The following is a 14,781-nucleotide window of genomic DNA, read 5'->3' as shown; positions in this document are numbered from 1 at the left end:
AGTTCTCCATTTCTATGCAAATCCTTGCTATGTGCACAAGTGAGGCTGGCGTTTGCTAAAAAGGAGAGGCCCTCATACTGAGGGAAGGGCCTCAATCCTCAGGAACTCGTCAAACCTTATTACTGCTTGGGCCAAGAATCATCGATTTCCTTCATGGCCTCGTCCAGCGTAACCGAGCCGCTGACCAAATCCGTCATCGCCTTCCAGAACGTTCCGGCGCCAACTTCTCCCGGCATCAGGTCGGAGCCATCAAACCGTACGCTGTCAGCGTTCTGGATAATTTCCGCAACACCGCGGTCCACTTTGTTCGTATACCAATCGAGACTGGCATCCTTTTGCGGAGCAACAACGCCCCCCTGCTCAATCCATCCTTTCAGCGACTCGCCATGTGTGAAATATTCCATAACGGCCCGGACTTCCGGGCGGTCGTTGAACATGGCCATAATCTCGCCACCGACCAGCACTGGCTTACCATACTGCTCGTCGATCGGAGGGAAATAGAAGAAATCATAATCGTCCTCGTTCACGTCGGAAGGGAAATAGTTGACGGCAAGACTCGCCATTTTGTACATCATGCTTTTTGGGGGGTTCTCGAACATTGGAATGGTCGCATCGGACAGCGTTGTGGATACAATTGATTTGGTCCCGCCATTCACGTAATCCGGATTGGTCCAGATATCCAGCATCATTTGAACCGCCTTCTTCACTTCGGGCGAGGAAAAAGGAAGCTCTCCCCGTGTCCACTTGTCATAATTCTCAAGCGAGGTTGTCCGGAGCAAATAATCCTCAATCCAGTCGGTGGCAACCCAGCCGGTCGACGATTCGCTCTGTATGCCGATTGCCCACGGCGCTACACCGTCCGAAACCATCTGATCCGACAAGGCAAGCAACTCGTCATAAGTTTGAGGAATCTGATAACCTGCGTCCTCGAATTCTTTTTTGTTGTACCACACCAGACTCTTGGCAAGCGCCTGATGCCACACGCCGGCCATGATCGGGCTTCCGTCCGGGCCGTCCATAGTCGCCATATCAAGCCAGCTCTGATTGTAATTATCCTTAAGCTTGTCCATGTTCAAGAACTGGCTGACGTCGACTACTTTTCCCGCCTTGGCGAAATTGGCAAGAAGTCCAGGCTGTGAAATCTTTGCGATATCCGGGGCATTGCCTCCGTCTACCCGGACGGAAAGAGTCGATTCAAAGCTCTGGTTGCCCTCATACTCGATCGTGATACCGGTCTTTTCCTCAAAGGGCTTAAGCGCATCCTGAAATTTTACAGATTCCTCGCCAATCTCCTTCGCGAACAACGTGACCGTTGTCCCTTTATATTTTCCGGCATATGCCTCTTCTAGAGGGGAGCCCCCGGAAGCTGCTTCGGAAGAAGTTGCAGTTGGGCTGGCCGTGTTGCCTGCGGCGGGATTTTCAGAAGAGGAGGCGGTATTTGTGGATGACGTACCGCATGCCGTGACAAGAATCATGACAAGAGCTAACAGGAGAACGAGAAACCTTCTTTTTTTCATGGAAACCCTGCCTTTCTCAGCTTGTTTGTTTTTTTACATGAAACTTTTTCTGATAATTACAGCAATCACAGTCTAAATCGACAGCCCAATCACCCACTTTTTTCATGAATTAAAATGTAAATTTACATCTTAGTGATACTATAACGAGGAAATATACACTATGTCAATCATTCTTTTTTCATCATGTCATGTTTATTTACATCAATCAAGCGGCTTGTTTACGCTAATACCGGCCTCAATTCTCAAACATTTTCTCGCATTTATCCTTATTTATAGAGTGTTTCCGGATAAATCGGTTTTTAAAATGGTGCAGGAAAATTCTTTATCCTGTATTTTTTTACAATATATTTTCATGAAAAAACACAACAAAAAAAGAGAGCCTCGACAAGACTCTCTCTTCCGACTTATTTTTTTAGTTTAACTTCCGCAACCGATTCACGCTCGATAAGCTTGTAGGGCAGGAAGTGGCTTCCCTGTTGAAACGTCTTTCTCGGCTCCTTCAGCACCTCTACCAGATGCTTCATGCTCTCCATTCCGATCTCGGCAAAAGGTTGCGATATGGTTGTAAGCTTAGGTGTAGTCATATTCGAAATACTTAAGTTGTCGTAACCGACAACGGAAATATCACCCGGAACATGAAGGCCGGCGTCATAAATGCACCGCATAGCCCCAATCGCCATTTCGTCTGTCGCCGCAAACACAGCCGTTATCCCGGTGTCTCCGCGATTGTGCAGAAGCTCCTTCATTGCCTCGTAACCGCCTTCATACCTCATATCCCCATAAGCGATATGCTTGTCTGTGAAAGGAAGATTATAGTTCTCCACCGCCCGTTTGAATCCTGTTAATCTCCTCTCGCCGGCAACCTTGTTGGCTAATGGCGCTGAAATCATTCCGATACTGCGATGCCCACGGGAAACCAAATAGGCAGCGGCATCAAAAGACGCCCTTATGTCATCTATTCGGAATGAAGGCATCTCGGCTTTCTCATGATCCCCCAGCACGAGAACCATAGGAACCTTCACATTATGAAGATCTTCGTCGAATTGTTCGGACAGAAACCGGCTGGCCAGTATAATGCCGTCCACGCCCTTCTTCTGCATAAAATTAATGGCGCCGATGATGCCGCTCTTCTCCGTATCCTGATGGTACAGATCGTTTAACAGGACATTCACTTTATTTTCATGGGCGATTTTCCCCATTCCCTGGTAGAGCTCTCCGAAATAAAACGTGGCAAGATCAGGGATGATAATCCCGATAGAAAGCTCTCCCTCTTTGGGTTTCATCTGCTTGGGCTTGGTATGGGAATTGTAATTCAACTTCTTGGCAGCTTCAAATACAAGCTTTCGAGTATCCGGGCTGACCAATTCCGAGTCATTTAAGGCTCTCGATACAGTCGCGATCGAAACTCCCGCCAATCTGGCTACCTCTTGGATTTTAGACACAATGATCCCTCCGGCTCCCCACAAAAATTCATGTAAAAAATCGTTTTTTTCATGTAACAAAAACTGATTATATCATAACTTTGACTTGGCGCCATTGTCAATGTCACGGCTGCAAGAATGAAAAAACGCGGCGGAATCCTATGGAAGGAATTCCATCCGCGTCTTTGTAATTAGTCCAAGACTTGTAAAATATAGAATGATTAAGCGTGCTTCTTCACGCCGGCAGCCGCGCTGTCGATCGACTGAACTGCGACAGGAGTCTTGCGCAGATAGGCGTTAAAGTAGGCGCCAGCCACGAACAGAGCGCCGCCCACCAGATTGCCGAGCCATACCGGCGCGAAATTGCCGAAGTATTCGCCCCAGCTGAAATGGCCTTCGAAGATGGCGGCCGGAATCAGGAACATATTAGCCACAACGTGCTGGAATCCGATGGCAACGAATGCCATGGTCGGGAACCAGATACCGAGGATTTTGCCGCTGAAGTTGTCGGCGCCGTAGGACAGCCATACCGCCAGGGCTACGAGCCAGTTACAGCCGATACCCGATACGAACGCCTGCAGGAAGGTGGCGTCCAGCTTATGCTGTGCCAAGTCTACGAGTTTATCAAGATAAACGCCGTCAGCCGTCAGACCGACGACATGGCCGAAGAAGTAGGCAACGAACAAAGCTCCCACAAAGTTGCTGATCGTAATAAGCACGAGATTCTTGATCGTTTCGGCGAAGGTAATCTTCTTGGACATAAAAGCGAGCGGAACGGCCATCATATTGCCGGTCAGCAGCTCGCCGCCGGCCAGCAGCACGAGAATCAGGCCAACCGGGAACACAGCCGCTCCGATAAAGGTTGCGATCGAACCCCATTCCTTCGGCGCGCTGGCAATGACGCGAATATCAAGCAAATATCCGAGAGCGATGAACGCTCCTCCCAGAAAGCCGAGAATGAGCACGGCAAGCAGAGGGTTGTGAGCCTTCTTGATTCCGTTCTCCACCGTCACTTCGGCTATTTGCTGTGGTTTGTTATAAGCCATGGTTTCTGTCTCCTTCACAAAATACTTTAAATTTTTTCTATTAACCCTACTGCCTCATTTTATCGCGTTACTACGGACAATAACGTGACAAATGTCACTCCGAGAAAGTGCCTCGTGAAATTTTTCACCCATGTGACAAACTTTTTCATTTTCCCTTAAAATGTAAAATTCTAATATTTAATATGCTGCGGTCTCCGCTTATTTCCGGGTTTGGCTGGATAGTAGCCCCCGCAGAGTGACCGACCCCTTAACTTCAAAGAAACCGGAGCCTTCCGGCACCGGTTTCTCATTCTTGCGTTTTCTATTCTCGCGTTGTATCCCGCTTCAATATAGCTTATTCAGCTTCATGCCTCACCGGCATAGGACGCTCTCCTGAGCGACGTTACGCTTGTACCGTCTCTTTCGTCTCCACCGCCTTCGGCAGCGCCTGGAGGCCCGCCGTATTCAGGAAGTTCCACGGCTTGTTGTAATGCGGCTGGAAGAAGAAGTCGACGAATGCCAGCTGATCAACCGTCATCTTGTTCTGAATGCATACCGAAATCGTGTTGATCGACTGCGTCAAATCCGCCTTCGACATAATCTGGGCGCCGAGAATGCGGCGGGTTCCACGCTCGTAGACGACTTTGAGCTGCACTTCTTCAAAGGTAGGCATGAACTCCGGACGATAGTTGTCCTTCACCAGCACCGCTTCGGCATCAATGCCCTCGTGAAGAGCGGCGGCCTCGGTCAATCCGGTTCCGGCAATATTATCCTCATAAATTTTGATGCCCGAAGTTCCCTGCGTTCCCATGTACGGGATCGACTGGCTGACGAGGTTGCGGGCAACCAGAGTTCCCATGCGAACCGCGTTCGTTGCCAGCGGAATATAGGCGTTCTTGCCGGTCGGGTTATAATGGATGGCGCAGCTGTCTCCGGCGGCAAACACATCCGGTGCGCTTGTCCGCATAAAGTTGTCAACGATGATCGCTCCATTGGCCAGCATATCAACCTGACCCTTCAGCAACTCGGTGTTCGGACGGAAGCCAATGCAGAGAATGACGAGGTCGGCCTTGTATTCGCCTTTATCGGTCACTACAGTCGTCACTTTGCCATCCTCTCCCTTGAAGGAGCTGACCTTTTCCCCAAGTGCCAGGTCAATGCCGTGATCCTTCAGGGACTGCTCAATCGGTGCTGTAAACTCGGGATCCAGGTATTTGCTCAGAATCCGGTCTTCCGCATCAATCAGCGTTACTTCCTTACCGTTCTGCTGGAATGCTTCAACCAGCTCGATTCCGATATAACCGGCGCCGACCACGGTGATGCGTTTGGCCTGCTCGGCTTTCTCGATGATCGTGTTCGAATGGCGGTAGTTTTTGGACAATACGATATTTTCAAGCTCCATGCCCTCAAGCTTCGGAACGATCGGCCACGATCCCGTAGTAACAATCAGCTTGTCGTACGAATCGCCGAATTCCTCTCCGGTCTTCAGGTTGCGGGCACGCAGCGTTTTGCTCTTGGTATCGACGGAGGTGACTTCATGCAGCATGTTCGTCTTGACTCCCAGTTCCGCCAGCTTCTCCGGCGAGGAATAGAACAGGCCTTGGGGGTCTTTTACCACTCCTCCTACATACAGCGCAATGCCGCAGGACAGAAAAGAGATATTGTCGTTCCGTTCGTATACGGTAATTTCGGCGTCCGGGTAGAGCTGGGCGGTATTTACAATGGCGGCGGTTCCTGCATGGGTGCATCCGATAACAACGACTTTCATGATTTCTTCCTCCTCCAAAATGGATATTTCAATATTTATGTGATTTATTTCACTTTATATGATCATTATATTGTGATATTTATCACATTTCAACCCTTTTGCACCCGAGTTAACTCAATATTCACAATTTTAAATATTAAGTGACAATCTTGGATAATGCGATTCATTACTGAAAAAGGTGCGATCCGCTTCCTTTCCCGGAGATTCCGACCGATTTATCCTTATCTTTCCCGCCGAAGAAGCGCTTATGTCCGTCAGAATCAGGGAAATCGGCGATTGCCCGGGAACGCGAAGAACCCCGGTTTCAGCAGAAACCGGGGGAATTTGAGGAATATGAATGTTGGACAATACCTTTAAGCCAGGCCGGTCAGCACTCCGTCCTCATCGATCCGCAGCCCTTCAGCGGCTGGCTTGGCGGGAAGGCCCGGCATCGTCACGATGCTGCCGGTGACAACGACGGCGAAGCCCGCGCCCAGAGACAAGGTGATGTCCCGGACCTGAACCGTGAAGCCTTCCGGAGCGCCCAGCAGCTTAGGCTGGTCGGAGAAGGAATACGGCGTCTTCGCCATGCATACTTGAAGTCCGCTCAGTTCGAGCCGCTCAATCAGCGCAAGGCTGCGTTTGGCCGCAGGGCTGAAGGCGACCTCCGCGCCGCGGTAGATTTCCTTGACGATCTTGCTGATCTTCGACGGAATGTCAAGCTGATCCTCATACAGCGGAGCAAAGGCAGAGGAGCCTTCGCGGGCCAGCAGCTTCTTCAGCTCTTCCGCAAGCATAAGTCCCCCGGAGCCGCCTTCGGCCCAGGCATTGGAGATCGCAGCCGGTACGCCGAGACGCCGGCAGGCGTCCATAATCGCCTGAACTTCGGCCTCGCTATCCCCTTCGAAATGGTTCAGGGCGACCAGTACCGGGACCCCGAACTTGCGCAGGTTCTCAATATGGCGTTCCATATTGGCAAGCCCGTCCAGCAGTGCCTCGCGATTAGGCGCGTACAGCTCTCCCTTAGGGATTCCACCGTTGTACTTGAGCGCCTTCACCGTCACCACCAGCACGGCCGCGCTTGGCGCAAGCCCCGCCTGGCGGCATTTAATGTCCATGAACTTCTCGGCTCCAAGGTCGGCGCCGAAGCCCGCTTCCGTTACGACGACTTCACCGAGCTTCAGGGCGTACCGGGTACCGATCACGCTGCTGCATCCGTGAGCGATGTTCGCGAATGGTCCTCCGTGAACGATGACCGGCGTGCCTTCCAGCGTCTGCACCAGATTCGGTTTCACCGCTTCCTTCAACAGCGCGCTCATCGCCTCCACCGCATTCAAGCGGTCCGCCGTGACCGGCTTCCCTTCCCGGTCATAACCGACCAGCATCCGTCCCAGTCTGGCTTTCAGATCGGACAGATCAGTGCATAGGCATAGTACGGCCATGATTTCCGATGCCGTAGTAATCTGGAAGCCGCTTTCCCGGACGACGCCGTTGCCGTCTCCAAGACCTGTGACGATATTCCGCAGGCTGCGGTCATTCATATCCAGTACCCTTTTCCAGACGATCCGCTGAGGGTCCAGATTCAGCTCATTGCCCTGAAAAATATGATTGTCGATCATGGCAGACAGCAGATTATGCGCCGAGGTTACCGCATGGATATCCCCGGTAAAATGTAAATTGATATCATCCGCAGGCACAATCTGTGACTTGCCGCTGCCCGTCGCTCCCCCCTTCATTCCGAGGCAAGGCCCCAGAGAAGGCTCCCGAAGAGCCGCTACCGTCTTCACTCCCGCCTTGTTCATCGCCTGGGCCAGTCCGATCGTCGTCAGTGTCTTGCCCTCGCCCGCCGGCGTCGGATTGACAGCCGTCACCAGCACCAGCTTCCCGTTAGGGCGGTCCTTCAGTTCCTGCCAGAGCGACGGAGCCAGCTTCGCCTTGTATTTGCCGTAGAGCTCCAGATGTTCCTCGCCGATTCCCGTCTCCGCCGCTATTTCCGTTATTAACCTCATGCCTGTAAAATTACCTCCTGCAACATTATCCTTGTATTCCGCATGCACCCATGCGTGTTCCCTACTTATGGCCGCGCCGTACATTAGACTCTATTTCAGGATACAAGGTCTTTGAAAAGCGTCAAGCCTTATTTTCAGACTTTACCGCCGCTTTCATTCGGTCAACTGCCCTTTTCGTGAAAAAAATCACCTGCCAAAGAAGGACGAAACCCTCTTCTTCACAGATGCTCCCGCCGAAGCTGTTCTGCGCCGGATTAAAGGTCCGGTGCAGTCATGCCCTCTCGGTTCCGGAACAGCTTGCCGGTCATGGTCCACCCAGTACCATGGCGGGCTGGTTGCAGCGGAACCTGAACAGCAGCAGATGCAGCGGGGCGGGGGATGCGGCACGATTACAGCGGTTCGAAGCCGCTATCCGGACCGCATGTTCCGGTAACCCCGCATACACCGGCAAGGCAGAAGTCGTTTCGGGCCAAGTGCCGGTTCGCCTTGACCGGAACGCCGGTCGAGAATTCGCTGGAATACCGGCCGCCGCTTGCCTGCAGCGGCCGATCCAGTAATCCTTGGGCGAAGATCGCCCGAAGGCACATGCCAGATCCATCCTAGCGGCCACGGTGCCGGTTCTTCGCCTTCTGCCGGGCAAGCTCCCGCTTATGCTCGGCAAGAGCCTCTCTGCACTCCCGGCTCTGCCGGGAGGATTCCCGCTTGTGCTTCTCCAGCTCCAGCCTCACCGCCTCGTGGCTCGCCGAGCCTGCGCCCTTTCCGCGGGATTCTCTGGCCGCTTCCCGGGCGCGGCGCTTCGGATTGCCGGCGAGAGGCCTCCGCTCTGCCTGAACCTCGCAGGACAGACCGTCCATTACCCGCTCCAGTCCGGATAGCACAAACTCCCAGATTTCCTGCGAAGACGGCTCGGCGCCAAAAATATGCCTGCCGGCCCTAATCCGCCCGTCTTCTTCCAACTCGACAATGCCTACCCAAAAAGGCGCTTCGTAAAATACCGTTAATTTCATCCGGTATTCCCCCTCTGCCAAGATATACGAAACGAGGGACATCCCGAGGGGGAAGGTTACTGGCACAGCCTGACTCGAAATGCGCGGAAGCCATGTGCTCGACCACCGTCATGCGACGACACAGTGCGCCGAGAGCCGCGCGCGGTGCCGATGCCCGCGATTACTGTCAGGTCCGTGCGTCCGGACTACCGACCGGAGCTGTGTTTTTACGTTTCAACTAGTATTTTATCCTGCCTGGCCGCTTATGTGAACCGTAGCGGGTTTAAAATTGCGGGACAGGCCGGGCCTGAAGTCCGCAGGCTTCGGCTATTAGCCGGTATGACCTTAGCTTGTCCTCAAAAGAATGCGTCACCGTTGCAATCATAATTTCCTCGCAGCGGCAGGCGCTGCTGATCGCCTCCAGCCGTTCGCGGATTTCCGCTGGTGAACCGACCAGCAGATGCCCGCGGTTCTCCCGGATGAGCTGCCGGTCGAACGGCGTGTATGGATAGGACGCCGCGCTTTCCGGCGAAGGTGTAGGCGACGAGATGTGATCGCGCGCCAGCAGCACCGCCGCCAGGTCGGAGCTTGAAGCCAGCCGTTCCGCCTCTTCCGAAGTCTCTGCACAGACTGCGAACAGAGCTACCAGCACGGCAGGATGCGGCGCGGCAGAGGATGGCCGGTAATGCGCCCGGTATTCGGCTATCGCCCCTGCCTCTCCCTGCGGAGCGATAAAGCGGGCATAAGCCAGCCCCATCCCCCGCTCGGCCGCCAGCCGGGCGCTGCCGGGGCTTGCGCCGAGCAGCCAGAGCTGCGGCGCGGAGTCAGCGTGGGGCGCTGCCTGCAGCCCGGCGAACCGGTGGCCTTCGGGCGCCGCTCCCTGTGTATATGCGGCCAAGTCACCTAGCTGCCCGGCGAAATCATCGGTCTCCTCGCGCCGATGCTCCCGCAGCGCCCGGACGGCCAGGGCGCCGCCTCCGGCCGAGCGGCCGATGCCAAGGTCGATCCGCCCGGGATGGAGCGCCTCCAGCACGCGAAAATTCTCGGCGACCTTGTAGGGGCTGTAATGCGGCAGCAGAACGCCTCCGGCGCCGACTCTAATGGAGGAGGTTACGGCCGCCACATGCGCCGCAAGCACTTCAGGGCTCGATCCGGCGAGCCCGGTGGCCCCGTGATGCTCCGCGACCCAGAAGCGGGTATAACCAAGACGCTCGGTCTCCTTCGCCAGAGCCGCTGTCTGACGGAGCGCCTCCGCCGCCGAGCCTCCCTCCGAGACCGGAGATTGGTCCAGCACGCTGAGTTTTAACATCGTCAAGCCATCCTTCCGCTTTTTCCCTCAAGCGTACCAATGTTCCGGCGCATTTTCTACAGGAAATCAAGTCTTCCGAATACTGCGCTTCGCTGGCTGATGATTTGGGGGCAAGTGAATCTTCCGGCAACCTTTCTAGGAACAGGTTCTATCCACTACAATGCCAAAAGGGAGACTCTTGCTCTTCGCGAGCAGAAGTCCCCCTCAGGGTACCGCATCATGTTGTGTTCCGCATCATGTTGTGTTCCGCATCATACTATGTTCCCAACAGGCTCGAAGAAGCCTGCAGGCGGGAGCTTACTTGGATACCGGCACAGCGTTATAGTATTCCTCCAGCGTAAGCCCTTGCTCCGTAAGCGTGCGGGCAAGCTCCTTGCCGACATAGCGGACATGCCAAGGCTCGTACATGTAACCGGTTATGGCTTCCTTGCCTTCCGGATAGCGGATGATGAAGCCGTAATCCGGCGCATGCTGTGCCAGCCAGTCCGCCTCCTTCGTTCCGGCGAAGCAGCTCTCCGCCGCGCATGTGCCGTCCCGTCCGGACAAGTCGATCGCCAGCCCCGTCTGGTGCTCGCTATGACCAGGGACTGCGCTGTAAGTGCGCGCCTTCTCCTCGCCGTCCTTTTTCACGTAGTTGTCGAACAGCACTGTCTGCGTCGCTTCGGAACGGTAGCCGGAGACGCCAGCCAGATAAACGTCGTCCTTCTCCGCTCCGGCGAACATCTCCTCCAGTGCCGCAGCGGCTTCCTTGCGCAGCATTCGCTTCTCGATCTTCTCCTTGAAAATAAACGGCACGTCCGGATACACCAGATCATCCGGCTTATAGCCATCCTCCAGTCCATACTCCTTGTTCACGATAACGCCGATGCTGTCGGGCTCCGTGTCGGCTTGCCGGACTTCATTGCCGCCGGGCTCCCCGGAAGGCGAAGGAGCCGGAGAGACTTCGGAACCAGATGCAGCCGTAGATGCCGCTCCGCCGTTCAATTCCTGCTGCTCCGTCGCCGCCGAATCACCGGCAGAAGGAGCCGGTGCCGTATAGCGGCCTATTGCCCAGCCCGCCGCGATTACGGCCAGCAGCAGCAGGGGAACCCACCATTTGCCTCGCATTGCATTTCCTCCTTAATTCACCGGTACTGCTTGTACAGCTTATAGACAGGATAAAGGCGGCAAAAGTTTCAGCCGCCCGCAAAATCCCTTAAGTTCCCAAAATTAGCAGCCGCAAAGCCGCCGTTCCTTGGCAGCGGATAACAAACCGCCCGCCGCTACCTTCCGCGCGAACCTCGCGAGCCCCGGGAGCCCTGAGGGCCGGCTCCGCGGCCCGCTGCGCCGCTTCCCGAACCGCGCCCGCCACTGCCGCGTCCACCGCTGCCGTACCCGCCGCCGCTGCGCCCGGCATCCTTCCCGCGTCCGCCTGCTTGCGGACCGCCTTTGCTTGCTCCTGCCCGCGGACCAGCATTGCCTGAGCCCGCCTGCGGACCGCCTTTGCCTGCTCCTGCCCGCAGTCCGTCCTTGCCCGCGCCGCCCTGAGCGCGGGCCGGCGCATTCGCCTGGCGGCCCTGGCCCTGGCCCTGCCGTGCGGGCGCGCCGCTCCAGCCGGCGGCGTCCTTGACGCGCCCGCCGCCGGTGCTGCCTCCGCGGCCTGCAGCTTCCCGGCCGCGATCCTCTCTGCGGCCGCCGGTTTCCCGGCCGCGATCTTCCCTGCGGCCGTACTCCTTGCTCCGGCCGCCCGCTGCCGCGCCGCCGCGCTGCGAACGGCTGCCGGCGGCAGCTCCGCCCGCGCGGGAACCGCGTCCGCCGCGCGCCGTCTCCGGCGCGGCCTTGGTGCGTGCCGCGCCAGAAGTGGCGAATGTGGCATCGCCGAATTCGCCCTTCTCGTAGCGCCGCCGTTCCAGGCGCTGCGAAATGCCCTTCTCGATCATCTCGAGTCCCGCGCGGTCGCGCGGCGAGGCGAAGGTGATCGCAAGTCCCTTGCCGCCCGCGCGGCCCGTGCGGCCGATGCGGTGGATGTAGCTGTCGACATCCAGCGGCATGTCGTAGTTGAACACATGCGTCACGCCTTCGACGTCAAGGCCGCGGGCGGCAACATCCGTGGCGACCAGCAGCTGCAGCTTCGCCTCGCGGAACGTCTTCATGACGGCCTCCCGCTTGTTCTGCGACAGATCGCCATGCAGCTCGTCGCAGTCATAGCCCGCTTCCTGCAGCGCTTCATTCAGCTTCGATACCCGCCGCTTCGTTCGGCAGAAAATAATCGCCAGATACGGCCGGTCCCGCTCAATCAGCGCCTTCAGCGCTTCTTCCTTGGCGCGGTCCGTGCACTCGACGACCTGCTGGCGGATATTGTCCAGCGGAATCGGTGAGCCGCTCTTGATCAAGATGTCGATCGGCTGGCGCATATAGCTTGATGCCAGCTGCTTGATCGGATCGGGCATCGTCGCCGAGAACAGCATCGTCTGGCGCCGCGAAGGCACCGCCGTAATGATGCTCTCCACTTCGTCCAGGAAGCCCATGTGAAGCATCTGATCTGCTTCATCGAGCACAAGCATCGTGACGCCGCCCAAGCTCAGCGTCTCGCGGCGCATGTGATCGAGCAGTCTTCCCGGCGTTCCGATAATCAGATGCCGTCCGCCTTCCAGCTTGCGCAGCTGCTTCTCCACATCCTGCCCGCCGTATACGGCCAGGATTTTGATATCGCTCTTCTCGGTCAGTTTGCGCGCTTCCTCTGTAATCTGAAGCGCCAGCTCCCGCGTAGGAGCAAGGATCAGCGCCTGCGGGAATGGCCGCTCCGGCCTGATTTTATCGAGAATCGGCAGCAGGAACGCCAGTGTCTTCCCCGTTCCTGTCTTCGCTCTCGCGATTACGTCAAGTCCCTGGACCAGCGGCGGAATCGCCTCCGCCTGCACGGGAGTAGGCTGTGCAATGCCCTGCCCGCGAAGAACCCCGGTCAGTTCCGCCGAAACCCCCAACTCTTTAAAACCCGTCATTCTCATCACCTTCTTCTTCCTTGTATAGTAACGTCTCGCCCGACATAAAAGCGGAACAACTCCTGCCGGAGCTCTTCCGCCTATATCGGTTGTGCTATGATGTTGGCCCGCAAGGGGCTAGAACCTTCCCGATTTGAAAATCGAATACAGCAGCCATATAAACATCAGCAGCGCGATAACCGAGCCGATCTCGACGGTCGGGAAATTCCAGATCATCGAAGGGTCCCGCCGCAGCGATGAGCCGACGATAAGGCCGACCATGATGATGCTGAACGACAGCAGAACGATGCTGAATGACAGCCGATTCCCGATCCGGTCCAGCTTGCGGAGCAGGTTCTGAACTTCGGGAACTCCGACCTCCACCTTCAGCTTGCCTTTGCCGATCAGCTCCGACAGCTGGCGGGCTTGTCCCGGCAGCTCGATGAGGCTTTCCGCGATCTCCGCCACTCCGCCAACCAGCTTGCGCTGAAGACGTCCGCCGCTGAAACGCTGCTTCACCAGCTTCCGGCCGAAAGGCTCGGCCATCTGGATAATGCTGAAGCCGGGATCAAGGTCCGTGACCACGCCCTCCAGGGTCAGCATCGTCTTCCCGAGCAGCGTCAGCTCCGCCGGGACGACCAGCCGGTGCCGCTGCGCCACCACGAACAGATCATTCAACGCCCGTCCGATGCTGACTCTGCTGAACGGAACGTCATAATAATCCTCCCTTAGCCGGTCTACATCCTCGTAAATGGCCGAACGGTTCGCATCCTCCGGAACAACCCCGAGGCGGAGAATCGCCCGAACCATTGCATCTGTATTCCGGCGCATCAGTGCGATGACCAAGCTCGACAGATGGTCCTTCGTGTCCTCGCTGAGACGTCCCACCATCCCGAAATCGATCAGCGCGATCTTGCCTTCACGGGTAACCATCACATTTCCGGGATGAGGATCGGCATGAAAGAAGCCGTCGATGAAAATCTGCCGCAGCATCATATCCACAAGCCGCTCTGCCGTATCTTTCATGCTGATGCCCTGACTCAGCAGCGCCTCTCGCCGGTTCAGTGTAATGCCCTCCACGTATTCCATGGTCAGCACCCGGGAGGAGGAGTACTCCCAATAGATTGCCGGAATATATACCGATTTATTATCCGCCAGCTGCTGGGCGATCCGCTCCGCGTTCCGCCCTTCCTGGCTGTAATCCAGTTCGCTGAGAAGGGATCTGGAGAATTCCTCTGTCATCCGGTAGATTCCATACTGTCTTGCCCAGGCCATGCGCCTCTCGGCAAGCGCCGCCAGATCACGGAGAATTTCCAAATCCCGAGTCATAATTCGCGTTACTCCGGGTCGCTGAATCTTGATGGCCACTGCCTGGCCGCCATGGAGTATGCCCCGGTGCACCTGCCCGATAGAGGCTGCTGCAAGAGGAGCCGATTCGAAAGTTTCGAAGATCTCTTCCAGAGTCAGACCAAGCTCCTGCTCCAGAATATGCCGGGCCGTTTCCACGGGAAAAGGCGGAACATGATCCTGCAGCTTGACCAGTTCCTGAATGATCGGCTCTGGCAGCAGATCGGACCGGGTGCTCGCCAGCTGGCCGAGCTTGACGAAGGTCGGCCCCAAATCCTCCAGGACGAGGCGTATCCGTTCCCCGAGGCTACGTCCTGCATGCTCCTCCTGCGTCACGAGCCGGCGGGGGAGCGAGAGGACCCGGTACAGTCCCAGTTCCTCCACCATATAGCCGAAGCCATGACGCATCAGCGCCATGGCGATCGACCGGTAGCGTCCGGCATGTCTGATCCGAACCATT

At 56.3% G+C, this 14,781-nt stretch carries 11 protein-coding genes; all 11 read right to left on the bottom strand.

Going from position 1 to position 14,781, the window contains the following annotated elements; translation table 11 throughout:
* Positions 1-119 precede the first annotated feature (119 nt).
* Positions 120-1,517 carry an ABC transporter substrate-binding protein gene (locus KIH86_RS05685; RefSeq protein WP_223081315.1) on the bottom strand — a complete coding sequence of 466 codons (1,398 nt, stop codon included), beginning with the start codon at positions 1,515-1,517 and terminating at the stop codon, positions 120-122.
* Positions 1,518-1,921: 404 nt separating this feature from the next.
* Positions 1,922-2,959 carry a LacI family DNA-binding transcriptional regulator gene (locus KIH86_RS05680; RefSeq protein ID WP_223081316.1) on the bottom strand — a complete coding sequence of 346 codons (1,038 nt, stop codon included), beginning with the start codon at positions 2,957-2,959 and terminating at the stop codon, positions 1,922-1,924.
* A 200-nt stretch (positions 2,960-3,159) separates the two neighbouring features.
* Complete coding sequence (locus tag KIH86_RS05675) at positions 3,160-3,984, bottom strand: formate/nitrite transporter family protein (protein WP_223081317.1); 825 nt, start codon at positions 3,982-3,984, stop codon at positions 3,160-3,162.
* Positions 3,985-4,366: 382 nt separating this feature from the next.
* On the bottom strand, positions 4,367-5,731 hold the full coding sequence (locus tag KIH86_RS05670; protein ID WP_223081318.1) for an FAD-dependent oxidoreductase: 1,365 nt from the start codon (positions 5,729-5,731) through the stop codon (positions 4,367-4,369).
* Positions 5,732-6,084: 353 nt separating this feature from the next.
* Entirely contained in the window at positions 6,085-7,719 is a 1,635-nt protein-coding gene (locus tag KIH86_RS05665) for a formate--tetrahydrofolate ligase (protein ID WP_223081319.1), read from the bottom strand.
* Between the two features lie 389 nt (positions 7,720-8,108).
* Positions 8,109-8,306: a hypothetical protein gene (locus KIH86_RS05660; RefSeq protein ID WP_223081320.1), complete on the bottom strand. Its 198-nt coding sequence runs from the start codon at positions 8,304-8,306 to the stop codon at positions 8,109-8,111.
* 12 nt (positions 8,307-8,318) lie between these two features.
* Positions 8,319-8,726 (bottom strand): YjdF family protein, encoded by a 408-nt coding sequence (locus tag KIH86_RS05655; RefSeq protein ID WP_223081321.1) that lies wholly within the window; start codon positions 8,724-8,726, stop codon positions 8,319-8,321.
* Positions 8,727-8,988: 262 nt separating this feature from the next.
* Entirely contained in the window at positions 8,989-10,014 is a 1,026-nt protein-coding gene (locus tag KIH86_RS05650; RefSeq protein WP_223081322.1) for an LLM class flavin-dependent oxidoreductase, read from the bottom strand.
* 297 nt (positions 10,015-10,311) lie between these two features.
* Entirely contained in the window at positions 10,312-11,121 is an 810-nt protein-coding gene (locus tag KIH86_RS05645) for a M15 family metallopeptidase (RefSeq protein ID WP_223081323.1), read from the bottom strand.
* A gap of 155 nt (positions 11,122-11,276) precedes the next feature.
* On the bottom strand, positions 11,277-12,995 hold the full coding sequence (locus tag KIH86_RS05640; RefSeq protein ID WP_223081324.1) for a DEAD/DEAH box helicase: 1,719 nt from the start codon (positions 12,993-12,995) through the stop codon (positions 11,277-11,279).
* Between the two features lie 117 nt (positions 12,996-13,112).
* The gene (locus tag KIH86_RS05635) at positions 13,113-14,780 is read right to left on the bottom strand and encodes an ABC1 kinase family protein (protein ID WP_235775277.1); all 1,668 of its coding nucleotides are present in this window, start codon (positions 14,778-14,780) and stop codon (positions 13,113-13,115) included.
* Position 14,781 lies beyond the last annotated feature (1 nt).

This window comes from Paenibacillus sinensis (assembly GCF_019904155.1).
GTDB classification, from domain to species: Bacteria; Bacillota; Bacilli; order Paenibacillales; family Paenibacillaceae; genus Paenibacillus_AQ; species Paenibacillus_AQ sinensis.
This window is presented reverse-complemented; position numbering and strand designations above follow the sequence as displayed.